Here is a 24973-nt window from a genome sequence, read left to right on the forward strand (position 1 = left end):
TTCAATGAACCTTATTTTTCTAATATCGAACCGTAAGTTCTGTTTAACACTCTATCAAAACACTATCTTTCGCTAGATGTTAAAGAAGAAAAGACTTCAAGGTAATTAAGGATTTGTTATAGACTATTGACCTACATAATAAAGAGCACAATCACGACATTAATCTCCAGTGATTTACCATACCGCTTCATGAGCAATTGGGATATAAATTATCGAAAAATACCAAACCATAAGTTAATACGCTGCTAACGGCTCAAAAAAATAACGAAGTTGTAGCGCAATTATATCAACATCATTTTCATGTAAAAAATAACGAGCGCCTTGGACACCGATCTCCCAATTATCTGAGAGGTTGTAGCCAACTTCTGCACCAATATATCCATCAAAACCATCCACTTCCGTCGTTATCTTGCTGCCTTGATACGTACTTTCAATATCGGTTTCCCAGAACAAGCCCCCCAAACTCAGTTTTGCGGACCATGAATTGTATTGCCAGAACTTATAACCGATGTCGAAGCCCATGCCCTTAACAAGGAGTGGTGCTATCGATGCGACATTGGCGTGATAGTCTTCTGGTGAAGTAGTAGCACTACGCAATGTAGCACTACCTTCACCCATATCAATATAACGAATAGTTCCAGACCATTGCTCAGAAAAAGTATATCCAAACCCGACAGAGCGATAGAGCCCGGTGTTGTCAGTAGAGATTACGTTATCACCTTTAACAGCATCACGCTCATCTGCATGGCTTGACCCCATTTGAACATCAACATACCAACCCGCTTGACTACTAAAACTAAACACAGCAATTAGTGCTAAAGCACTGTTTCTTCCATAACGTTGCATGGCTCCTAACAAAATCAAAAGCATCAACACCATGCCACCCAATGATCCTGCTGAAGTATTTTCAACCTTTACATCTCTTACCAACTTAACGGTCACTATAACTTTCCCCGCGTCTTGCAGGCCTTGGCTATCCTGAATGATATATGTCAACACATCATTGCCTTCAAACCCTGAGGTAGGGGTATAGGTCACGCTCTGATCTGCATTCATGACCGCCTGCCCATACTGCGCTTGGACTGAAACCAACTTCAATGTGTCGTTATCCGGATCGGTATCGTTAGCAAGGACATAAACCGTGACAGGGGTACGATCATCGGTGGTAATATTATCGTCCACCGCATTCGGATTCTGACTGTTTACCACATTTACCGTCACCTTCGCCGATCCCGTTCCACCATTACCATCCGTTACGCTATAAGTGATCAAAGCCTCCCCGTAGTACTGTGGTTGAGTGACATAACTTAGTTTGTTATCAACCACACTAACACTACCAATATCTACAGAAGCGCGACTTACCTTCAGCCCATCACCATCAGCATCAGCATCATTGCTCAATACATCGATCGTCACCGTACCATTGAGACTAACAAACGCATTGTCGTCAATCGCTTGAGGGAGTGTATTATTGCTTACACGAGCGGCAACGACGCCAGGGTCAACGACACTGCCATTAGCCAATCCGTCATCATCGTTCGGACCACCGTCTTCAATGGTAAGTTGTACACACCAGTCACCTTCAGTCAGACCCTGTGACCATGAACTGTGCCCTGGTGGCGGACAATAACCAGCCTCGCCAGCACTAGAAGAAACCGTGTTTTGAGCATCCTCAATAAAGTCTATCCACCCCTGTTCAGCGTTATACTTTCGGTACACTGCATTTGCTGGAACAGGTAAACGCTGAGGCAAAACTAATTGATAGCTTTGGCCGGGCAGCGGCAAATTAGTTACTACAAAATCAAAGATTCCCCCTATGCTCTTCATGTTGATATCTTTAGGAAGCTCCTCATCCAGCAATAAAGCTCCTCCTGTTGCGTTAGTCAGAATGGTTATTCCTTTGCGTAAACAGACACCTGGCTGCCCCTCAATGAGGAAGCGATCTTTTTCTGACACAACCTGTTGAATTACGTTACAGTCAGAAATTGCATCAAGATAATCAGGGATACCATCACCATCACTATCATTATGACCTTCTTGATCATCCGGGATTAAGTCGCCATCACTGTCTTCACTCCCGAGCTCCGCCAATGTTTGTACCACTTCTAAATAGACATTCCGTGTCACTGATAATGGTGGAGTGCCATTGTCAGTAACTGTCAATTGCAAATTGTAAATCGCTGAACTCAGTAATTGCGGAGAGAAAGTCAATGTTTCGCTGTACATCTGCCCCGCAATCGCTTGGTTAAGTACATCGCTATCACTACTCCATCTGAAACTGTGTATATCGGACATATTGGCATCACTAACACTGCTCGTGATTGTGACCGGTTCAACACCATTTTCAATTTGGCTCCGCTGCTCCCCCGCCTGAGATACACTTACCGTGACCTTCGGAGCCACATTCTCTTCAAAGATTGTCAAGGTGTAACGACGCTTACTACCTAGATTAAGGGTGCTGTCCAGATCAATCACTAAGGTTTCAACGCCCTCATTTTGTCCATCATTAAGTAGTTCGAACGAAAGTTTGCCTTCGGTACCACTAGGTATCACCACTTCACCAGAGGTGAGCGTGTGGTCATCACTGTCCGTGCTTCCTGAAACCGTATAAGGTATGATTACTGGGTAGCTCGGCGAAGGACCGTTAAGGTGTATCGATACGCTATGATTGGTGCCTTCCGTGGTTTGCGCATCTTTGGAGATACTTATCAGTGGATACACTGTTACCGTTTGACTAGCTTCAGCGACGTTTCCATCAGAGTCTTGAGTGCGCCAATAGACCGTATTAGTTCCAGGTCGGAAAAAGGTCGTGCTGTCGACCAATGAAACAGGTAATAGCTTGCCTGTACTATCTCGTGCCACAGCAGAGCCTAATGCAACTTTAGTAAAGAGCGAAGTTGCGTTCACTTCGATATCTGAAGGTGCGGCTATTGTTGGTGCGTCCAATTTCGCACTTTTAATTGTCACGATTGCTTTCGCGGTGGCCTTTCCACCGTTACCATCTTTCACACTGTATTGCACTGCCACTGTACCAATTGAGGTCGTTACCAATTGGATTTGACTGCCCACAATCGTTGCCGTTCCAGATGTAGGTTTAACCCATTCCAGTTGTAATGTATCTAGATCAACATCGCTGTCGTTGCTGAGTACATCCAATAAGTAGCTACCATCGTTACTCTCGGTAAAGACATAGGTATCATTAACCGCCACTGGCTCATCATTAACGTTGATTACCGTGATGCTAAACGCTGCTAAAGATGTGCTTAGCTCACCGTCTGAGACACTAATAACAATATTATTGGTGCTGCCAACATGCTCATTTTCCGGCGTACCACTTAGCAACCCAGTTGCTCTATCAAAGGTTGCCCATGATGGTTTATTGCGGATTGAAAAGCTCAAGCTACTACTATCAACATCCGATGCCTGCAGCGCAAAGCGGTACGTACTGCCTTCGTTGACGGTAAGAGCAGGAGTGCCACTGATCACTGGCGCGTCATTGACATTGTTAACCACAATACTGAATCTATTGAGCATTGTGGTCGTGAGACCATCAGAAACCGAGATAACAATGCCCTGATATTTGCCAACATCACCATTATCTGGTGTACCACTAAGCGTGCCTGTTGATGCATCAAAGCTAGCCCAAGATGGCTTGTTCACGATACTGAAGGTGAAGGCTTGGCTGTCAACATCTGACACTTGTGGCGTGAACAGATAGGTGCTGTCTTCATTCACTTGTGTTGCTGGTGAACCAGAGATAACGGGTGCATCGTTAACGTTAGTCACAGTAATCGAAAAAGCTGACAATGAGGAAGAAATAGTGCCATCGGATACGCTAATCACGATACCTGGATAAGTCCCCACATAACGGTTACTTGGCGTGCCAGAAAGCGCTCCTGTTGTCTTGTCAAATGTAGCCCAAGGTGGCTTGTTAGCTATCAAGTAGGTCAGAGTATCCGCTGGGTCATTGTCCAATGCCGCGGGCACAAACTGATACACACTATCTTCATCAACTTGCGCCGATGGGGTACCCGTAATCACTGGCGCGTCATTAACGTTATTCACCGTGATGGTCACTAACGCCACTCCAGAGGTAAGTTCTCCGTCACTTACGCTGTAAGTGAAACTGTCCTGACCAAAGAAGTTACTGTTACCCGTATAAACCGCGTGATTGCCTGTGACGGTAACATTACCGTTGACTGGCGATTTTACAATTTGATAGCTCAAAGATGAGCCTTCTGCATCGTTACCATTTAAAGTAATGGTCAGCGGTATTTCTTCCTCTCCCGTAGCACTGATATCGGTCGCGGTTGGTGTATCGTTGACTGCATTAACCGTCAAATCGACACGAACCTCTGTCGAGTCGAGATCACCGTCGTTGACCTTGAACAAGAAGAAGTCGGAGCCATTGAAGTCCGCTTCTGGTGTATAGCGCCAACTATTATTGGTCAACTGCTCTAGCACGCCATGACTGACTTGCTCAGTGATAAGATACTGCAGAGTGTCATCATCGTTATCAATATCTGAACCAACCAGCGTGATCACCAAACTATTGTCTTCATCAAGCGTTTGTGACTGTGCTTGCGCCATTGGTGCGTCGTTGACTGGTGTTACTGTCATGGTCACTGTTGCGGCGTTAGATACAGCACCTGCTAAGTCTGCCACCGTATAGGTGAAGCTATCTTCACCGAAGTAGTTCTCATTGGGGTTGTAAACAATCGCTCCTGACGCCGTCACGTTCACACTGCCATGTGCTGGCGTATCGACGACTGTGACACTAGTGAGTTCAAAACTGTCTCCAACATCGGCATCACTATCATTGCCTAATACATTGACCTCGAAGGAGCCTCCCTCTAGTAGTTGTGCACTGTTATCAACAGCAACGGGGGCATCATTCACTGGCGTAATATTGAGCGTGACGGTTGCAGGCACTGAGACTGCTTGACCACTATCGGTTAGCATGTAGGTAAAGCTATGTTGACCATTAACGTTCGCTGTTGGCACAACCTTTAAGGTCCCATCGACATTGACACTGACCGTGGCAAAACTGTATACCCCCTCTCCTTGACCAAGATCTTGCAGGGTAATACTACTCGGGGTGAATGACCCATCTTCAATATCACTGTCGTTACTTAAAATATCGAGTGTCGATGTGATATCTTCATCAAAAGTAAAACTGTCTTCCTCCGCTACTGGTGAGTCATTGACGGAACCGATATTGACGCTGACCGTGGCCGCAAGAGAAACGCCGCCTTCACTGTCTGCGATCGTGTAAGTAAAGCTATCGCTACCATTTTCATTCGGATTCGGCGTATATACAAAAGTGCCTACAGTTTGATCAATGGCTACTTGTCCTTTTTGAGGCAAACTAACTAACGATAAATCACCCGTTGGGATGCCATCTTCAACATCCTCCGCTTGACTACGCGCGCTGACTGCTGCGCTTGCGGTATCTTCGTCGGTGTTGATGGTCAGCGCTTTAGCGACTGGCGCATCATTTATAGCCATGATAGTGACGGTCACTGTCGCCTCTTGCGACTCCTGCAGCAGGGCATCTTTCACGGTATAGGTAAAGCTATCTGTGCCTGTCTCATTATTATTTGGCGTATAGGTAACAACGCCGTTGCTGATCGACACCTGACCTTTAATTGGTTGCGTTTTAATCGTTGTAGAAGAAGCGACCATGTCATCATTAACATCGGAATCGTTGGCTAACAGATTAAATTGTTTCGCCGTATCTTCCTCAGTCGAGAAGCTATCATCAACTACCGTTGGCGCGACATCGTAGCGTTTGGTCACAGTATCCGTCACTGCATCAGATGCGTTGCCTGCGGCATCGGTTACCACCACGCTTACTGTCAACGTCCCCTCTTGCAAAATAGTGACGTCAATGCCCGTTACTTGCATGGTCTCCGAAGAAATTGTTTGACTAGCGCCGTCAATGGTCGTGGTACCGTCGGTCACGCTATAAGTGAACATCGCGTTCACTTCAGCTGCTGCGAAGGTAAAGCTCATCGCCTGTTCGTTGGTTTTGTTAATGCTCTCCTGATCAATGCTGATGCTATGTCCAGTCGGGATCCCCGTATCCACTGAGATCAACAACTGAGTCGCTGCTGTATTGAGGTTGCCAGCTGCGTCGCTAAATTTCTCGGCTGCAACATCAATAGTTGCATCCTCAGTGCTTTCTTCTGCAGGTGTAAAGGTAGCCGTGTAACTGGCGCTACTGCCCGCAAAGTTAGAAAGAGTTCCTCCAGCCACGGTCACATCGGCTTCGGAAAAATCAGTTGCGGCTTCACTCAAGGTAAACGTGAGTGTTGCCGTTTCACCCGCTTTCAACGCAGCGCTGGAGCTAGTGATACTAACGGTTGGAAGCACAGTATCGACGCTGATGGAAAGTGGTGTAGCTGCACTATTGGTGTTACCAGAGGCATCGGTAAATGTGCCTGTGGCAACTTCAATAGTACCGCTCGTCGCACTCTCTTCCGTTGGTGTAAAGGTCGCAGTGTAGCTGCTACCACTGCCAGCAAAACCAGACAAAGTACCGCCACTAACCGTGATATCCGCCTCGGTAAAATCGCTCGACGCTTCACTTAAGGTAAAGGTAATGGTCGCCGTTTCGTCCGCTTTCAGCGCCAATTTATCACTGGAGATAGTCACACTCGGCACTAAACTATCAACGGTTATAGACAGTTGAGGCGCAGCAGTGTTGCTATTCCCGGCAGCATCGGTAAAGAAATCTGCCGCCACGTTAATCGTCGCTGTACTTGTACTGTCTCTATCCGGCGTAAAGGTGGCCGTGTAATTGTCACCGCTGCCCGCAAAGTTAGACAAACTGCCGCCAGTGACGGTGACATCTGACTCAGTAAAGTCACTTGAGGACTCACTTAAGGTGAACGTGATACTCGCCGTTTCGCCAGAGATCAAATCAAGGTCTGAGCTGCTCAAAGAAACAGTTGGCCTCACGTTATCTAACGTAATTGTTGTGCTATCTATACTGGAGGTGTTGCCCGCCGCATCGCTCTGGCTCGCCGCGACCGTCAGGGTGCCGTTGTTAAACGCACTTACATCAAACTCACTGCCAATAGTCGTCCAAGCCCCGGTATTGTCGGCCGTCACCGTACGACTGACTGAGTTGTTATTGTCCGTGATGGTCACGGTCACACTATTGCCAGCCTCCGCGCCGGAGCCAGCAATCAGCACATCATTGTCTTCTGCCGCATTGACGATACCGTCGATTGCAATCGGCGTGGAAATGGTAACAGCGGATGGCGCTGCGTTATCTAGGGTTACGCTCTGGGTGGCTACGGTGGAGATATTACCTGCTATATCAGCTTGGGTTGCAGACACAGTCAGGGTGCCATTGCTCAAGCCACTGATATCCAGCTCGCTGCCGCTCAACGTCCAGTTGCCTGAGTTGTCGGTCGTCACTGTACGACTGACAGAGCTGTTGTTATCCGTGATAGTCACGGTCACGCTGTTGCCTGCTTCCGCGCCGGAGCCAGCAATCAACACATCGTTATCTTCCACTGCATTAACAATACCATCGGTTTCAATCGGTGTAGTGATGGTCACAGCTGATGGTGCGGCGTTATCTAAGGTAATGCTCTGGGTGGTCACTCTGGAGGTATTACCCGCCGTATCCGATTGCGTCACAGCAACTATGAGTGTGCCGTTGTTCAGGCCACTGACATCAAGCTCACTGCCGCTCAACGTCCAGCTGCCTGAATTGTCGGCCGTCACCGTACGGCTGACAGAGCTGTTATTGTCCGTGATAGTCACGGTCACGCTATTGCCTGCTTCCGCACTGAAGCCAGCGATCAGTACGTCGTTGTCTTCTGCCGCATTGACGACCCCATCAGTTTCAATCGGCGTATTGATGATTACAGCAGATGGGTCTGCATTGTCCAGAGTAATACTCTGGGTGGCTGCGGTAGAAGTATTACCTGCTATATCTGCTTGGGTTGCAGACACAGTCAGGGTGCCGTTGTTAAACGCACTTACATCAAGCTCACTGCCGCTCAACGTCCAGTTGCCTGAGTTATCGGCCGTCACCGTACGACTGACAGAACTGTTATTGTCCGTGATAGTCACGGTCACGCTGTTGCCTACTTCCGCGCCGGAGCCAGCAATCAGTACGTCGTTGTCTTCTGCCGCATTGACAATACCATCGGTTTCAATCGGCGTGGTGATGGTCACTGCTGATGGGGCTGCATTGTCTAGGGTAACACTCTGGCTAGCTGCGGTGGAGATATTACCTGCTATATCTGCTTGGGTTGCAGACACCGTCAGGGTGCCATTGTTCAGGCCACTGACATCCAGCTCGCTGCCGCTCAGCGTCCAGTTGCCTGAGTTGTCGGCCGTCACCGTACGACTGACAGAGCTGTTATTGTCTGTGATAGTCACGGTCACGCTGTTGCCTGCTTCCGCGCCGGAGCCAGCGATCAACACATCGTTGTCTTCTGCAGCGTTGACGATACTGTCAGCCTCAATCGGCGTGGTAATGCTCACTACGGATGGTGCTATTGTATCAATGGTGACACTTAACGCGTTGGATGCCGAGCTAACATTATCATCGCTATCAGACGCTTTAGCACTTATTGCATGTGTAATACCAGACGCCAACTCATTGGTTGTTATCTGCCAGTTTCCTCCAGTAGCAGTGCCTGTGCCAATAACCGTTGCACCTCCACCGACTTGATCACTGTATAAAGTAACGATCGATCCACTCTCAGAAGTCCCACTAAACGTTGGTGTAGTGTCACTGGTAATATTATCAGTATTTAATGGCCCGGTATCCGAACTAGCATCTAAATCGGGTGTAGATGGCGCATTTGGCGTGGTATCGACTGTCGTAAAGTTAAATGTGGCATCATCGCTGATCCCAGCGAAGCTATTATTTGCGCTGTCAGCCACGGCACTGGATTCAATATGAATGGCGTAGGTCCGGTTCCCTGCCAGATCACTGGTTGGGTTTAAGTAAACTTTATTGTTGGTAACACTGATGCGACCAGCGCCTGGTGATGTTGTTGTGCCATCGCTTTCGGTGGCAACATTAAATACTTCAAAGTCGCGACTGTCGGTAACATTACGAATGGTAATATTGCCGCTCTTCAGCTCAATATTTTCATCGAAGGCAATCTCGATGTTGTTGCTAACAGAAACATTGGTTGCATCATCAGTGGGAGTTGAGCTCGCACTGACAAAAGTAGGCGCGGTAGAGTCTGAAACCGCAGCGTCATCAATCTTGATACTTCTGATAAGATAACGAGAGTCAGCACCCGGACTTCGGGTAAACGCCATAGTCACTGTATCAACGTCCTGCCATGCCGAATCATTAAAATCTGTACCACGGGTCAGGGTAAACAAGTCCTGTAACCCTGAGTTTGCTTCACCACCTTTTGGCAAGGTGACAGTTTCGGTCACTGTTTGAATATCATTAGAGAAGCCAGTTAACACAAGTTGATACGTTTTATCTGAGTCTCGGGCCGACCCCTGCATATAGGTAATTTCGTCGAAACTGAAGTTAGTACTTGATTTCTCAAAAAAGCGGAAGCCACGATTGTTGAACTCATTAATCATGGTATTTGAGTAAAGAACACCAGCTACAAATCCGAGGTCATTTAGGCCAGTAAACGGAGTGCCATCCGAGCTAGTGCCCGCATCTAATACCATAGATACAGTACCTGCATTGGTAAGAGTGACTGAGGGCATACCCCCTGTGACGCCGGTCTCCACCTCACTAAAATTGGAACCTGAACCATTAGAGTAGTTAATCGTTTGCTGTGCAGCCCAGGCTCCACCGGAAAAAAACGCTGAGAACACCCATGCTGTTGTAATTGCGATCGCAACCTGACGATGTAATCTCATTTTCCTCTCCTGAAGATGACGGCCTTATCAACATGGCCGGGTTATCATAATCAACTTAAATATTTAATTTTTTTATAGGAAAGGATTAGCTAAAGATTCAGCCAATTCTTTCTTGGTTGATTAGCTGTGCGGTGGGTATACTCCCGCAGTGGCAATTAACCAATTAATCGGCAATACCGGGCTCAGAATATTAAGTGGCATTGAACCGCCTGTTTCAGTCACAGTTACAGTACCTCCGCCCGAGCCACTACCAGACACACTTAAGCCTTCGATCTCGGTCAAATCTGGTTGCTGAAACGTCGGTTTATAGAACCCGGGGGTAGAGTTTTGCGCTATATACGAATTACTATCGGGTACCTGTGTATTTGCAGCATTGGTAGCAACCTGCATCCTGCCTGTTGCAGGTGCAGAAGTGCCAAGAGGGGTAAAAATTGCCGTATGTAAGTGTGCTGGCATTTGAGTTATATCAATAGTTACCAGTTCAGTACCCAATCTTTCTCCCTGATGATAATCCATCCCCCCAGGTCGTGTGCCTACACCAACTGGACTGCGGCCACGCAAATCAGGTAAACCAAAGGTAGTTCGGGCGTCACCTCCGTATAGAGTGCTAACTAGAGAGAAGAGCGCTGGATTATCTTCAATTGCCTGCATTTGCCCCGAGCACATTGCCCAATTTCTAATTGCAAAATTGCCACCAAATGCGGTTAGTGTCCCAAGATACGGTTCTGTAGCCATACTGTTCTTCCTTTCAACGTATACACTTAAGTTAAAACCAGCCCATAACGAAATTGGTGTGGTTGGTTAAAACTTTCCAATCTCGCATTACTAAATACCGTTACGGGCTTCATCACTGCCGCAAAGAGCCGTATTGAGATATTTATTTACTCACAAGCAGAAGCGTGCTGGAGCAATGACATCCCAGCATCTAGCCCAGCCATTTGCGCATAGCGATAACCCGAAAACACGCCTTGCGGTGTAGCAATAACATCTATTGATATGGCGCTATCTAACGTTTTCACTTGTAACCCATGTTGTGGGCTGATCTCGAGAATTCTCCCCGCCTCTACACCGACTAAAGAAGTCTCCATTGCGCTTGCTTGCAAAACATTGGCTACACCACTTGGCAAGCTCAACATCGCACCACCGAAGTCATGATTGCCTGCTCGCACTAAGTTGACGATTTCGCGACTCGTTTGCACGTTCCAACGAAGGTGCAGATCATGTTGGTTTACTGCTCGTGCCACTTCGTTGGGGTTTGATACTTGTTCACGCCAAACCAGCCCTTGCTTTTGTTGCGCGATGAGGAAGTCATACATCAGCTTAGCCGTCATTTGTGACGCTTTTTGCTGAGCACTGGTTAAGGTCTCAAACGGGTGAAATGGTACCTCTAACTCCATTCCTATAGCGCCGGAATCAGCCGATGCCTCAAGACGATGCAGGGTGAGGCTAAAGGTGTCTAAACCCTCTCTTAATTGCCAATAGAGAGGCATCGGGCCTCGATACTCGGGCAGCTTTCCCGGATGAATGTTGTACAAGTTTCCGTTGAAAAACTGACACAGCGAGGAATGAACTATGTGCCTGAACAAATAGATAACGCCATCCGTGACTCGCCAAACATCGAGTTGCGCTATCAAAGCACTGCTGTCATTGGCGGTATACTGAGCAATATGAATCGATTGAGCGCTCAGATAGCTCTGTAGCTGCTGTAAGTCAGGATTTAGTTCTCCTTCCGGTACTACCACGCCCGCCAATTTATGCTGTTGTGCCAACAACTGAATGATGGGCAAGGCGTAACAACTTCCTGTAAAAACGACGTATTTTTGCTGCATATCGAAATCATCCATGGGTGGCGACAAAACCTGGCAATCCGGTTAACTGATAATAGAAACTGACCTTATCCCCTCCCTTCGCTTCAAAGTAATGGTGTTCAACAGCTTTGGGCTTGGCATCCACATAAAAAGTCATGTCGGGTTTAGGATGGGTAATACCAGAGTCGTATTGTCCGACCATCGCATCTCCGTAAGTATCGATATGGCTGTAAATGGCGAGGATACGTTTTGCCATATCTGGCACATCTTTCGGCAGCTCAATGGTGTTGCCTTGCAGCATTTTTATTCCACCATCTAGCTCAAAAATCTCGCTTCTGAGCAACATGGCTTTATTGACGTTAAGAATTTCTCCCAGATCAATTCGATCATCGATCGCTTCCGGCTGGCAATGGTTGGAATGTGCATACTCTGCTTTTTCCCATTGTTGATTAAATTCCGTCTCCCCGATGACCATCATGGCGCGCACAGATACCTGATTGGGGATCATTTCGCCTTGAATATGTAAATATTGAACCAAATGTTTCGCGATGCTGAGGAACCCTTCCCGACTAAAGCCATGCTGCATCGCTTCAAGTATCAGGAGATCAAACGTTTGAGTTGGCGAAAATTGGGTAGCATCTTCTTCCACTAAGGCTTCAATGTAGTCTGCGATATCGAGATCCGCGATCAATTGATTGAGTGCTTTAATGGCTCCGGGGTGAATATCTACTAGTGTCACCTGAAGCTGCTCTGCGCTAATTCGATCACTTTGTTTGTAGTGAGCAAGTAAAGGCAGCAGCAATGGTGCAAAGGGGCCGCAAGCTGGATAAAGCACTTTAACCTGTGACTTGTTGGCAAGCATATGTTGGATAGCTTTGTTTATACCACACGCAAAGCCTTTAATTCGGTACACATCTTTGATGGTGTGTTTACAGTTAAGTGGGGACATCACCAGCCCAGACGTGGAAATGTACTGTCGGGTCAGTTCCTCTTGAGTGAGTTTAGCCAGAGAAAGAGATTGGCAAGCGTTGCCATACATGCTCTGAAAGGCTTGCACCAGTGTTCGGTGCTCAACTTTCGTCTCCTTCAATACGAGCTCAACTGCCGCAGCGAAACTCTCTTTCAGTTGCCGTTGGCGTTCAGCCGTGCTGAGTTGGTTTTGGAGCATAGCCTCAAGTTGAGTCCGTAATGAGTACTTAAGCAGCTCATCCATTTCGGGTTCAGCAAAACCAAACTGTTGAGTTTGTTGCTGCACTTCTTCAACACCGACCGTCTCACGAGATTGAGGACGTTGCTGGTAGAATTCTATAGATGAGCCTTTTTGCATAATTCATGAACCTCACTTGCCGCTGTAGCAGTAGTTAATGATGTAACACACCTGTACTTGAGAAAAACATATGCCAGAGGTCCGCGTTACAATATCTCAGCTCCCGGCTCTAACTTCATAAACCGTACTGACAAAATTGGGCAGAAAAATTGAGATAAAAACAGTTCTAATCCTGTAAATTCAGAGAGTAGTAAATACTTAGGGTAATAGGCCTTTCGATGTGATTCTTCTAAAGCAAGCGCTTGCCAATCCCCTCGATGGCAAGATCGTTTGACATATGGCAGCCACGCAGTCTCCTTAATAGAGGTAAGCGCGGCACTCAAGTGTGGTGTAATATGAAAGCCTTTTAACAGGCAGAAAAAGCCAATATCCATAGTATAAAGCCAACTATTTATAATATTGAAATTAAAATAATTTTTTCGGCAGTTATTTTGAAATTGCCGATATTTGATTTATAGACTAGAAAAAATCAGTTAGCCAGAATAGAGATCAAAAAAAACACTAAAAATAAGATTGTCAATTTATATCTCTAAAATTAAAGAATTTAATTTTTAAAGTTCAATGAAGTCCAATATAAGTTTAAGGTGTGCAATCTTTTAAAAGATATAAGTTTAAAGATATTTCAAAAAACTTATTAAGAAAAACATGAACTCACAAAAATAAATATCAAAATTATTAATAAAAAACACCACTAATATAACAATGAATTAAGGTGGTTTGAAGATTAAAATGCCCATTTCATTTTCGTATATAACATTTTAACTACTAGTATTATATATGTGGTGAAATAAGATAAATTTATTCACTCAACATATCCAATCGATTCAGGTTTACTGGGAAAAGCTATACGTTACAACGGAGTGAAATATGGCAAATAGGGATGGAAGAATTCCACTCAACGTATTACGACTCAAAGAACTGAGAAAGAAATTAGGACTGAGCCAAGAAAAACTGGCGGAAGAATGCTTTCAACAGGGTTTTGTCGTATCTATTGCTTCTATAAAGCGAGCAGAGTCTGGGGCGAATGTGCTGTATCGTACCGCATCCAATCTCGCGGAATACTTTTCTGTCCCCGTAGAGGACCTTTTAATAGATCGGGCCTCAGAACCATTATTTACAAATGTATCTTCATCACCACCATATTTTTTTATTTTTGCAATCGAAGCAAAGTGTGATTTGACCGCAAAGGCTCTGCAAACCTTACTTCTCAGCCAAAACACTACACCCATAATACAAAACCGAACGTTTGTTCTTACTTGGTCTTTACAGGAATCGGACGAATATATTTTTGAGCGAATTCGACAACTAGCCCTTCAATTAAAGGTTGCTCTTTCGGCTTCGATTCGGTCTTTTATCAATGTGAAATACATGCATCGAATCACTGAGCTATCGGAACATCCGAATGCGATAACCCCAATCAATGAAATCCTAGTTAAAATCCCTTGGGGAGAAATAGCTGCTTGTCCTTGCTTTATCTCGTCCAATTGTGCCAGACCAATAAAACCTTTTCTAATAGGAGAGCCAGACTTCAACAACTGGCATTTTGTATCCTTACACCAAAACCATACTGACTGTTTCGTAGGGCGTAAACTTGAACTAGAAACATTGAATAGCGGAATCAAGCGATGGCAAAAACAAGAAGCAGGCCAAACGTATTGTATTACTGGTACCGCAGGGATAGGAAAGACCAGCCTACTCAACCAGGTCATTTCGTCTTTGAGTCGTTCTTCGTGTTTAACCACAGAGATTCAAATCCTGAATCATGGCAGTGCTGATCTCTTGTCCCCTCAAAATATATTCACTCGGGCAATTTGTTCATTTACTCGTGAAGATACCGATGATTCTATTCGTCAGCAGACTGTCGAGTCATCAATTCCCTCTTCTTTCCATCTCTGCCTTTATTGGTTAATGGGGGTAACACTCAACGAATCAGAAAAACAGCTGCTGAACTTAATGGAGTTCCAAACGCTGAAACAAACGATAGAGCAATCTATCCCTTTCTTAATTCAACAACGGCAGACCAGCAAACCGCATTTGATTATTGTTGAAGATGTCCATTGGGCCGACGAGGTAATGTTGGCATTTCTTGAGACACTGCTACCTTATATTACAAACACCAATATTTTACTCTTTCTGACGTTTAGGCAGCAAAAACGACTTAGTTCCAAACAATCTTGGTTTGCCAACGTGAATCTAATCGAACTTAGGGAGTTATCATCTGAAGAGTCTTACGAGTTAGCTTGCTCAATCACATGCCAACAGAATAAACATATCAATGACTGTATAAAGCTTGCGAAAGGCCATCCTCTATACTTACGCCAAACACTACTTTGTTCTCAGTTTGATAAAGACGTTCCGGAGTCATTGGAACATTTAGTTTCGATACAATTAGCTCAACTTCCAGCCCAAGATCGCCAAGCACTCTGTACTGCATCTGTGTTGGGGCAGTACTTTCAACTGGAGCAACTGCGTGAAATCACTCGAATTCCCGGCTACGTACCAGATAAGTTAGTCGACGCTGGCTTAGTAAAACTCAATGGCGATCAATACCTTTTCCATCATGATTTGATTTGTAATGCTGTTTTCCGTCAAATAGACAAGTCACAGTGTTCAAAAATACACATGGCCTGCGCAAAATGGTATGAGAACCGAGATCGGTTCTTATATGCAGTCCATATCAATCATGCCAAGGGCGAAGGTGTATTTACTGTTCTTGACCAGACCGCCAAACATTACCTGAGCAATTATCAATTTGAAAAAGCACTGACTCTTATTGAATACGCTATTAAAGAGTCACCTAAAGCACAGATGGCGTATGCACTAAATATGAAAGGAAACTGCCTGTATTCGATGGGACGCATCAAAGAGAGTATTGAGGTTCTTGAGCAAGCGATTCATCACACAGAAAATGATTCTGAACGTGTTCAATACTATTTAGACCTCATTAACCCCTACCGTTTAACCGACAACTTTGTACAAGCGATGTCGATTTTAGACCAAGCCCAAGCCCTGTGCGAAAAGCTGACGTTAAATAAATCTTTGTGTGAAATTCACTCGATGAGAGGTAATATGCTGTTCCCCACTGGGCAGCTAGACGAATGTGAGAAAGAACATTTACTTGCATTAGATTACAGTCAACGAGCAAACTGTTTTCGCGCGAAAGCAAAATCGCTTGGCGGCCTCGGTGATTGTGCCTACGCACAAGGAAAAATGGCTCGCTCATACGAGCACTTAACCGAGTGTTTGCAACTGTGTGAAGAGCATCAGTTGCTTTCGATTGAAACTGCTAATCGCTACATGCTGGCAACAGTGATGATCTATCAACTGCAATCTGACGAAGCACTAAAACAGGCTCAGCATGCCTCGAATCTTGCCTATCTCACGGCAAACCGCCGAGCAGAAATTGTTTCTAGGCTTACGGCTGCATGGATCTTTCTCGACCGTAATGTCTTGGTGCAAGCTGAAAACGAAATCTCGACCGCTCTACAACTTTCAAAACAGCTTAATGCTCATCGATTTGTCGCTTTTCTTTTGGAGTCCAGTGCAAGATTGCACTGGTATCAGGGAAAAGAGGAGAAAGCCCTTTCGGACATCGACACGGCTCTAGATCTTGTTCATATCAATAAGCTACACAATTTTATTGGTCCTTGGCTCGTATCTACCAAGGCACTTATTTGTGGCGATGAATCAACGGCCCTTTCCGCTTTGCGCACTGGTGAGGCTTGGCTAGAATCTACCTGTGTTGGTCATAACTATTTACGCTTTTACCAACAAGGAATCCAAGTAGCGTGGCAGTATAAGCAGCCTACGCTACTTCGAAAATATCGCGATAAGCTGTCTAACTTCACCCAAGAAGATCCGCATCCATGGGGTGATTTTTATATTGAACAAGCGAATCTGATGCTTGCCTTACTCGACCAGTCCAGCTCCGTCTCTGAGTTGTTAAACTTCAATCAGGCCGCGCGTAAGCATCAACTGAATCAGGCTCAAATAAGTGTTGATGAGCTCGACCATTGGCTCTCCACATCTACTCAACCATGAAATATTCAATAAACGAAGAAAGTCGATTAATTGCACCGTCAAGTCATCGTGTTTACTCGATTTACCTCGTCAAACACAGATATTCGAAACCATCGAATATCTGTGTTTTGGCACAGTGTCATCGCTGATGAGATTTATGCTGGCGCAAGATCATTTTGCTCCACCTTAAAGTTCTCGATGCTAGGAACATGCTCAGGCAAAAGTAGAGTAACGCGTTGATTTGCTGCTTCAATCCATTTACCTGAACTATTTTTATATCGATAGAATGCCACGCCTGACTTCCAATCATCATTAAGTAGGAGGTTGAGCGTTACGTTATGAAGATCAGCTCCTAAAGGAGCAATGCCTAGATAAGGCTGGTAGCCCTGCAACGTCACCATGATATGACAATCACGCATCGTGCATTGATAGTTGAAACTACCATTGAGATCAGACACCACATTTAACGGTGGGTTAACGGCCTGAAAGATATGTCCTTTACCCACTATTGATTTGTCTTCGCTGGCCACGAGTAGATTAACATCGAAGCTCACTCCTCCAGGTAAGCCGTTACCAATTTGATAATGAGCAGTAAAAATTGCTTGTGATTCTTTTGAGTCCATTTTCATTGTGTTCTCCAACTGAATTTATTGTCGTTAGTGACCCATTCAATGTAGATAACACGTCATTCTGGTTCAGTATCAATTTAGGCTCAGATCTACTTGACTACATAAATTATCCACGGTCACGCAGATGCCGATCGTTCTTTTCATCAACCAGATATTGTTGCTCTCTCGCTGATGCTTTTGGCGATTTGTACAGAACAACTGATACCAAACTGATATGGTGAATGTATGCATTTGGTTTAATATTTGAACAACTATTCAATACATAAGCCAAATGGAAAAAATAATGGAACATGAATGGATGCAGGGAACTAAAGAAAACCAAGTGGTAGAACAGCACCCTAACCCTCAAATACAACGCCTCGCTGTACTTAGCGCGTACTCAATCTCAGTCAATAATGCCAAACTGTTTATTCAGAAAATGGATAAGTGCGGTTTTCCTAAAGAACGATTACTGACACCTCTTGAAAACACGGTTTCACCGGTTCCCGGTTTGAACCAATATCAAGTCGAGTCACTCATCTTCAATACTCGCTATCAACACCAACCCTTTGTCATTGTCATGTGCGAAAGTACGCAAGAAGTTCAGCAAGCCTATCTAACAGCAACTCAATTCAATCTCCCGATTCGTGTTCGCTCAGGAGGGCATGATCACGCAGGTGAATGCAGTGGTGACAACGTCATTTTGATTGACGTGAGCAGAATTAAGACCTTCCAATTGTGTGACAATATTGCCACCATTGGTGCTGGCTATCGCTTCTATCAACTGACACCAAAACTTGCAGAGCATGATCGAATGATTGCACATGGAACCTGTGCCACAGTTGGGTTGACTGGCTATATTCAAGGCGGAGGATGGGGCCCTTGGACGCGAAAATACGGCATGTGTTGTGAGCACCTAGTGAGTGCAACCGTGGTATTGGGTGATGGTACGATCACAGAAGTCTCAGCAGAGTCCAACCCTCACCTATTTTGGGCACTAAGAGGCGGCGGAGGCATGAGCTATGGCATTGTTACCGAGCTACGCGTAAAAACATTCCCTTTACCCAAAGAGATCCACCGCTTCGAGCTTCAGTGGAACCTCTATCCAAAAATCAACGGTATGCTTCAGCCAATACCAACGCACCCTACCATAGATGTGCTAAAAAATTGGGAGCAGGCTATAAAAAGCCTCGATACGCCTAAACTTCTTGGCACCAACTTGCAAATTGATGCTCTGCCTGAATCATCTAACCACTGTGATATTGAAACCATCAGCCATCACTGCACCATGTATGGCTACTGGGAAGGAACAGAACAAGATCTTCACCAATTTATAGCCGTTCAATTTGGCGCTTGCTTCCCTGATTTAGTTCAAGTCTATGAAGCACATGGCACTGACTTTGACGGGAAGAAATACGATCACTCCCTGATGAGCACATGGGGGCGCGATTCTTTGTGTCAAAACGGTTCTCCTTTCCCTCCCGATTATGACGCCCCAGCACCTCACAAAATCACTTCGCGATTGGTGTCAGAGCGAGGTCTTAAACCAGAAGGCTATACTGCACTTTTGCAAAGCTTAACTTCACCTTTGATAAAGCCAGAAAACCGCGATCAAGGGCTATTTAGTTACGTAACCTTAGGGGCGATCACTGGCGGTTTTTATCATCACTCAGACGACCTTGAAGACATATCTTTCCCCTACCGCCAGTGTCAATATACAGTCCAATACCAAACCTGGTGGAATGAAGAGATAAAGCAAAAACTAGAACTACAAAATAACCCAGTACTTGTTGATGTAAACAGAGCCATGGACTGGATTGATAAAGCCAGAGAAGCTGATATACCGGGAACCTATGGTGCCTTCATCAGCTTTAAAGATCCGGCAATTCCGACAAGCGTTTATTTTGATCGAAGCTACCGCGACTTAATCGGTATAAAAGAAAAATACGCTAAGGATAAGTTTAATCACCTTAGAACTAATAAGACCATCATTTAACATCAATATGCATCTTAAAAAGCATATATTAATAGAACGTCATTTGGCCGTTCTATCACGTATAGAAATTAAAAAAGAGGAAAAATTATGACAACTAAGGGTTCATTTTACGTTAAAAATAACTCCAACGATAAAATCACCGGATATGTGAGATTTAAAGACTCTCCGGAAATGGAGGTTCATTTCGACTTGAATATTGGCGAACAATCTGAATCTGCTAGTTTTGAATCCGGTGCCGCTACCCATGACTCCTGGTATTACAGTTTCAAAAAGGCAGGTAAAACCTATACTGGGGACAAGTCCTGTGCATACTATGCAAAAGATGAAAATAAAGGCCCCGTCGTTGTAGAAATCTTTAATGATAATTTAAAAATATCTCCACCACTTAGCGGTTCTTGTGAGAAAACTTTATAGCTGCTCACCTGATTCATCACTTCGCCCGAGACAGTTGCACAACTTCTCGGGCAGTTTCACTTCTCAGCATTTAAATTGCAAATTACCTTCATTTTCAATCATATTCTAAATATTGTAATTTTTATTCCTTCACGTTAAATCATCAAGATATATAATAATTTCAATATAAAATCAGACAAAATGATATTAACAATATGTATCATGTGATTATAAGGTAAAGTAATATCTTTAGTTCATCTCTTTTATATCAATTTTAACTGATACTAAACTGCTACTGACGTTTTTTGATTGAATGCTTAACTTAATAGCATGCGCTTATCTCAATGGCTAAAACCATTATTAAAGCGCAATTCATCTATATCCACGTAATCTCTAAGCATTTGATTAAGAGGGTTTCTTGGATATTCATCATTCAAGATAAACAACGGAAAGCATGGCTATGTGTACAGATGTTAATATCAATTATGGTTGCAACAACCAAACCTTATCCGCTAGAACCATGGAGTTTGCAGTTAACCTTCAGACCGAGATTTGGTTTAGAGCCCAACAAACTTACCAAATTACGACCTTTACTTCCGACGGAAAAGCCGACCGTGTTTTCAATGGTCAGCCGCCAAAACGTCACAGTAAAGAATGTGAGTTTCGAGCAAATTGGCAGGGAGAGTTGAGCTTCATACACTGCAACGCCATTACCCGGTATAATAACCCTCTTTTAACAGCTGATGGCATTAATGAATCTGGCCTTTCTGTTGGGTCACTGTACTTGCCCATTCTCAATCAAAATGTATCGACCTCTCACATCCCTGATGATGCCTTTGCATTAGGCAGCGGCCTGTTTGGTACTTTTATCTTGTCTACGTTTAATACTGTGGACGAGATGGTGACCTACTTCACCACCCACCCCGTTTATGTGTTTAACTCGACTATTTCAACTGGTGAAACAGAGAGTGACAACATGGCTTTGGACCAGCATTTCGTGATTCACGATGCAAATAATGACAGTGCCGTCATTGAGTTTCTTAACGGTAATATGCATATCTATCGAGCATTCAAAGAAAGCGATATGTTCAGCAAAGAGGAAAATCAGCAAGCACGCTATCAATGTACCGAATACGACTTTGATGATTATAAAGTGGTTGTGGACCACTCCTACGTTGGAGTAATGACTAACTGCCCAAATTACCATTGGCATGTCAATCACCTCTCTTATTTTTCCAATTTGCGCAACTACAACCCAGAACCGAACAATGAAGCAACCATGCAACGTCATGTCCAAGTGCCTGGCCCACTTCAATCAATCAATGGCGCTGGCTTGATGGGTCTACCCGCCGACCCAACACCGCCGTCTCGATTTGTACAAACCTATGCAATTAAGCAGTTAAGCGAACAACCAACTAACTTCGACGAAGCCTTCTCACTCGGACAAAAGCTACTTAATCGCGTTGATATACCTTTGGGCATCATGGCGAATGAGTTTGAGACATCCGATAACCCTGAAGTCTTTTTTAGTGATATTACCCAATGGAGCGTTATTAGACATAACAGTCATCAATCACCCGCGTTCTATCTGCGTACTTACGGAGACATGACTTGGCGAGTCGCTAATGTCAAAGACTATATTGGGTTAAATAGAGACTGTCAGATTTCAAGCGTTTTACAGCTCATGCCAGTTACAACATCATTACCGTTTGAACAAGTCGAATCTCGACCAACTATTAAAATCGCTTAGAGTTAATTTTGAAGCGCAAACAAATGAGAAGCAAAAAGCCAGAGTAAGAAATCAATCTCACTCTGGCTCATAGCTGCATATAGTATAGTTTTATCTGCTATAGATATAACGTATGGTTGCTTTTACACTTGTTACATTCAGTCGATTTACTCTTTACCGAACACGTTGTTCTCTTGTTCTTGAACGCGGATGAATGTAGTACGCTTGGTTAGCTCTTTAAGCTTTGCTGCACCCACGTATGTACAAGTTGAGCGAACGCCGCCAAGGATGTCTTGAATAGTGCCGTGAACGCTACCACGGTATGGCAATAATACGGTTTTACCTTCGGCCGCACGGTAGCCAGCGACACCACCTGAGTGCTTATCCATCGCGCTCTTCGACGACATGCCATAGAATTTCATGAACTTCTCGCCGTCTTTCTCGATCACTTCGCCGCCTGACTCTTCGTGACCCGCTAGCATCCCGCCTAGCATTACGAAATCCGCGCCACCACCGAATGCTTTCGCTACGTCACCCGCACAAGAACAACCACCGTCACCGACGATCATGCCACCAAGGCCGTGCGCTGCATCGCCACACTCGATGATTGCAGAAAGCTGCGGGTAACCAACACCCGTTTTTACACGAGTTGTACAAACTGAGCCTGGGCCGATACCCACTTTAACGATGTCTGCACCAGCTAGGATTAGCTCTTCACACATATCACCAGTAACCACGTTGCCTGCAGAAATGACCTTGTCTGGGAACTCTGCTCGCACGCGTTCAACATACTCGACCAAATGCTCTGAGTAACCATTTGCAATGTCGATACAAATGAAAATAAATTCATCTGAAAGTGCCATGATGTCTTTGGTTTTTTGGAAGTCTGCGTCAGATGTTCCCGTAGACACCATAACGTTATTCATGGTTACTTTATCTGCTGATTTAGCAAACTCAGCCCAATCTTCTACCGTGTAATGTTTGTGAACAGCGGTCATTACACCATGCTCAGCCAGCGCTTTAGCCATTGCAAAGCTACCAACCGAATCCATGTTTGCTGCGATTACTGGCACACCAGACCATTGACGACCACTATGCTTGAATGTAAAATCGCGGGTTAAATTTACTTGAGAACGGCTCTTAAGGGTAGAACGTTTCGGGCGAAACAGTACATCTTTAAAACCTAACTTAAGTTCTTGTTCGATACGCATTGTGTAATTCCTTGATTCATATGTATATGTGTCATTTCAGAGTGCGTAGTGATTTCGTTGGCAGACGAGTTCACTGTTCTTCGGACACAAAAAAACCGGAGCGTTGGCAGACGCTCCGGTTTTCAGCATTATAGGCTGTGATTTATTTCCTACAAGTCTGATATTTGAATTTTTTTTGTGATACCATCTCGAAAATCGCATATCAAAAACGCTCCCCAAGTCACCAAAACCTCTTATTATTTATAACTATCAACAACTTGAGAAAGCACTTAAGTTAACCCATTGCGCAAACCTTTGCGTCATATCTTAAAAATTAAAACGCATCACCTCTCAAATCTGCCTAAAACTCAATCACCTAATACTAAGATGCCCTGCTAATTCGTAAAAAAGTACTCAAAAAAATCGACCAATTTTCTCAGCAATGCATGAAATCTAATTAATTTCGATAGAGCTCTTGGGTGATAGCGGTACGAAGAGTGCTAACGACATCACTTGCCAAAAGACCAATTTGACCATTCTGACTCACGTTTATATCAGCAGCATGACTGTGAAGTACCACACCTAAACGTGCGGCAACAGAAATTGCTAAACCTTTGGCTAGTAATGCACCAATGACTCCAGATAACACATCTCCCATTCCCCCCGTCGCCATTCCGGCGTTACCCGCTAGACAGACGTACATTCTCGTTCCATCGTAAATAAGCGTCCCCGCGCCTTTTAAAACCACTACACCGCCATAACGCTCTTGCAGTTGTCTTGCAGCAGAGTATCGGTCACTTTCTATTTGTTGAATGGTTACATTTAGTAGTCGAGCTGCCTCTCCAGGATGCGGCGTGATCACTCGATGGTTGTCGCACACTAGAGTGCCATCGCATCGCTGGCTCAGCATCGCTAGAATATTGAGGCCATCAGCATCAACAACTTTAGGTTTCTGCTCTTGAGCCAGATATTGATAGGCTTGATAAGCCCACTCATCATCTCCAAAGCCAGGACCAAACACTAATACGTCAGCCCAGCGTATGCGTTTAGTTAAGTCGTTCTCAGTATCCCTGAGCAAGTCAGTGGTGATGCTCTGGCTCATTACTTCTGGGCAACCAACCTGCAGTGGAATAAGGCTACTCGTGTGAGTAATTGCGGCAGTTAAACCCGCTCCGGCTCTAATCGCTGCGGAGGAACATAAACGAATCGCCCCAGACATCCCTTGATTGCCACCAACACAAAGCAACTTCCCGTTGTCACCTTTATGGACCGTTGGATTTGGCTTGGGCATTAATCTTGAAACAACCTGATGATCAATACCTAATGCACTTTCTACTTCGATAGTATCAAACTTAGTATTGACGCCTAAACCACAAAAGTAGAGCTCGCCAACTCGATCTCTCGCTTGTCCAGTGCATAAGCCTTGCTTAACCCCAATGAAGGTTACAGTATGCTCGGCACGAATAGCATCACCTAAAACTGCACCTGTATTAGCACACAGACCAGAAGGAACGTCGACTGCAATCACAGGGGTATGAATTTGATTAATTTGGTCAATATAGCGACGATGCTCCGAACGAACCTCACCGCTTAAACCAGTGCCTAACATGGCATCGATGATCACATCTGCTTCTAGCAATGCGGTATTCCATTCATCCCAATCATTGTTAACACCGTCGATTGACTGCCAGTCTTGGTATGCGCGCAAAGCATCACCTTTTAGCACAGATACATCACCAATTTGGAAAACATGTACATTGAGTTGAGCTTGTTTCGCAAGAGATGCAAATACGTAACCATCGCCACCGTTATTCCCTTTACCGCAAATCACTAAGATATTTTTTGATTTAGGATACAGATGTAAAAAGCGCTCATACACGGCCATACCAGCGCGTTGCATTAAGCTATACATAGAAACACCAGCCATTTGCGCAGCCAGCGTTTCACCGTTTTTTACTTGCTCTGCGGTGTAGAGTTTTAGGGCGAGATTAAAGTCCATATTCACGTTCTACGCATTGGGAAACACAATTATAAG

General features: G+C 44.7%; 11 protein-coding genes. 4 read left to right on the top strand and 7 right to left on the bottom strand.

Annotated features, from left to right (window positions below; translation table 11 throughout):
• Nucleotides 1-234: 234 nt before the first annotated feature.
• From R7O03_RS00180 to R7O03_RS00195, 4 genes are all read right to left on the bottom strand, one after another.
• Nucleotides 235-9867, bottom strand: coding sequence for an Ig-like domain-containing protein (locus R7O03_RS00180; RefSeq protein ID WP_318131263.1), 9633 nt, complete (start codon nt 9865-9867; stop codon nt 235-237).
• Between the two features lie 120 nt (nt 9868-9987).
• Nucleotides 9988-10602 (bottom strand): phage tail protein, encoded by a 615-nt coding sequence (locus tag R7O03_RS00185; RefSeq protein WP_262634895.1) that lies wholly within the window; start codon nt 10600-10602, stop codon nt 9988-9990.
• Between the two features lie 146 nt (nt 10603-10748).
• A complete protein-coding gene (locus R7O03_RS00190) occupies nt 10749-11696 on the bottom strand; it encodes a formyltransferase family protein (RefSeq protein ID WP_224721233.1) in 948 nt (315 codons plus the stop codon).
• Between the two features lie 7 nt (nt 11697-11703).
• Nucleotides 11704-13002, bottom strand: a complete 1299-nt coding sequence (locus tag R7O03_RS00195) for a hypothetical protein (RefSeq protein ID WP_053307255.1) — start codon at nt 13000-13002, stop codon at nt 11704-11706.
• An 867-nt stretch (nt 13003-13869) separates the two neighbouring features.
• Between R7O03_RS00195 and R7O03_RS00200 the strand changes: the two genes are divergently transcribed.
• Nucleotides 13870-17043, top strand: a complete 3174-nt coding sequence (locus R7O03_RS00200; protein ID WP_262631800.1) for an AAA family ATPase — start codon at nt 13870-13872, stop codon at nt 17041-17043.
• 134 nt (nt 17044-17177) lie between these two features.
• Here the strand turns inward: R7O03_RS00200 and R7O03_RS00205 are convergent, their stop codons facing one another.
• On the bottom strand, nt 17178-17651 hold the full coding sequence (locus R7O03_RS00205) for a DUF1842 domain-containing protein (protein WP_005373450.1): 474 nt from the start codon (nt 17649-17651) through the stop codon (nt 17178-17180).
• Between the two features lie 283 nt (nt 17652-17934).
• On the opposite strand from R7O03_RS00205, the gene R7O03_RS00210 reads away from it, so the two are divergent.
• The 3 genes from R7O03_RS00210 to R7O03_RS00220 all read left to right on the top strand — a co-directional run bounded on the left by R7O03_RS00210 (nt 17935) and on the right by R7O03_RS00220 (nt 21769).
• A complete protein-coding gene (locus R7O03_RS00210) occupies nt 17935-19626 on the top strand; it encodes an FAD-binding oxidoreductase (RefSeq protein ID WP_005373452.1) in 1692 nt (563 codons plus the stop codon).
• 87 nt (nt 19627-19713) lie between these two features.
• Complete coding sequence (locus R7O03_RS00215; RefSeq protein WP_005373454.1) at nt 19714-20040, top strand: hypothetical protein; 327 nt, start codon at nt 19714-19716, stop codon at nt 20038-20040.
• A 439-nt stretch (nt 20041-20479) separates the two neighbouring features.
• A complete protein-coding gene (locus tag R7O03_RS00220) occupies nt 20480-21769 on the top strand; it encodes a linear amide C-N hydrolase (protein ID WP_017635214.1) in 1290 nt (429 codons plus the stop codon).
• Between the two features lie 146 nt (nt 21770-21915).
• Here the strand turns inward: R7O03_RS00220 and R7O03_RS00225 are convergent, their stop codons facing one another.
• Entirely contained in the window at nt 21916-22959 is a 1044-nt protein-coding gene (locus R7O03_RS00225) for a GMP reductase (RefSeq protein WP_005373458.1), read from the bottom strand.
• 436 nt (nt 22960-23395) lie between these two features.
• On the bottom strand, nt 23396-24937 hold the full coding sequence (locus tag R7O03_RS00230; protein WP_206225650.1) for an NAD(P)H-hydrate dehydratase: 1542 nt from the start codon (nt 24935-24937) through the stop codon (nt 23396-23398).
• Between the last annotated feature and the right edge of the window lie 36 nt (nt 24938-24973).

The organism is Vibrio sp. Vb2960, assembly GCF_033337665.1.
Taxonomy (GTDB): Bacteria; Pseudomonadota; Gammaproteobacteria; order Enterobacterales; family Vibrionaceae; genus Vibrio; species Vibrio alginolyticus.

Bases quoted from the DNA above. Each gene is read 5' to 3' on its own strand.
- R7O03_RS00225 (WP_005373458.1), bottom strand. From the start codon at position 22,959: ATGCGTATCGAACAAGAACTTAAGTTAGGTTTTAAAGATGTACTGTTT.
- R7O03_RS00200 (WP_262631800.1), top strand. From the start codon at position 13,870: ATGGCAAATAGGGATGGAAGAATTCCACTCAACGTATTACGACTCAAA.
- R7O03_RS00190 (WP_224721233.1), bottom strand. From the start codon at position 11,696: ATGCAGCAAAAATACGTCGTTTTTACAGGAAGTTGTTACGCCTTGCCC.
- R7O03_RS00205 (WP_005373450.1), bottom strand. From the start codon at position 17,651: ATGAAAATGGACTCAAAAGAATCACAAGCAATTTTTACTGCTCATTAT.
- R7O03_RS00210 (WP_005373452.1), top strand. From the start codon at position 17,935: ATGGAACATGAATGGATGCAGGGAACTAAAGAAAACCAAGTGGTAGAA.
- R7O03_RS00230 (WP_206225650.1), bottom strand. From the start codon at position 24,937: ATGGACTTTAATCTCGCCCTAAAACTCTACACCGCAGAGCAAGTAAAA.
- R7O03_RS00195 (WP_053307255.1), bottom strand. From the start codon at position 13,002: ATGCAAAAAGGCTCATCTATAGAATTCTACCAGCAACGTCCTCAATCT.
- R7O03_RS00185 (WP_262634895.1), bottom strand. From the start codon at position 10,602: ATGGCTACAGAACCGTATCTTGGGACACTAACCGCATTTGGTGGCAAT.
- R7O03_RS00220 (WP_017635214.1), top strand. From the start codon at position 20,480: ATGTGTACAGATGTTAATATCAATTATGGTTGCAACAACCAAACCTTA.
- R7O03_RS00180 (WP_318131263.1), bottom strand. From the start codon at position 9,867: ATGAGATTACATCGTCAGGTTGCGATCGCAATTACAACAGCATGGGTG.
- R7O03_RS00215 (WP_005373454.1), top strand. From the start codon at position 19,714: ATGACAACTAAGGGTTCATTTTACGTTAAAAATAACTCCAACGATAAA.